This is a genomic window from Mycobacterium sp. NAZ190054 (genome assembly GCF_001545925.1).
In the GTDB taxonomy this organism is placed as follows: domain Bacteria; phylum Actinomycetota; class Actinomycetes; order Mycobacteriales; family Mycobacteriaceae; genus Mycobacterium.
This window is the reverse complement of record NZ_LMVQ01000525.1, coordinates 1-589: the sequence shown is the minus strand read 5'-3', so window position 1 is coordinate 589 and position 589 is coordinate 1. Positions and strand designations below refer to the sequence as shown.

Here is a 589-nt window from a genome sequence, read left to right as displayed (position 1 = left end):
GCGCACAGGTACACGACGGCGTTCGCGATGTCCTCGGGTGTGCCCGCGCGGCCCAGCGCGGTGTTGTCGACGTAATCCTCGACCACGCCGGGCACCGATGCGGCCGCGGCGGTCAGCGGCGTGTGCACGAACCCGGGCGCGACGGCGTTGACCCGGATGCCTCGCGGCCCCATCTCCAGCGCGGCCACCTGGGTGAGCATCGACAGCCCGGCCTTCGCCGCGCAGTACGCGCTCATCCCGGCCGCCGGCTGCCTGCCGTTGAGCGAGCTGATCTGCACCAGCGAGCCGCCCTCGCGCAGGTGCCTGCCCGCGTGCTTGGTCACGATGAACGCCCCGTTGAGGCACACGTCGATGACCGCGCGGAAGTCGGCGGCGGGCATCTCGGTGATCAACCCGACGTTGCTGAACCCCGCGCAGTTCACCGCGATCGGCGGCATGCAGCTGCTGGCCACGATGGACAGCACCATCGCCATAGTCGCACTGCCGAAGATCCAGGACGAACTCAGCCTGTCCGACGCCGGCCGCAGCTGGGTCATCACCGCCTATGTGCTGACGTTCGGCGGGCTGATGCTGCTCGGTGGCCGCCTCG

The 589-nt window shown here is 70.3% G+C and carries 2 pseudogenes; one reads left to right on the top strand and one right to left on the bottom strand.

What is annotated here, in order from left to right:
• Positions 1 to 428: pseudogene (locus ASJ79_RS25410) on the bottom strand (SDR family NAD(P)-dependent oxidoreductase); the annotation flags it as partial.
• Here ASJ79_RS25410 and ASJ79_RS25405 point away from each other — a divergent pair.
• A pseudogene (locus ASJ79_RS25405) lies at positions 352 to 589 on the top strand (hypothetical protein); the annotation flags it as partial. The pseudogenes ASJ79_RS25410 and ASJ79_RS25405 overlap by 77 nt on opposite strands.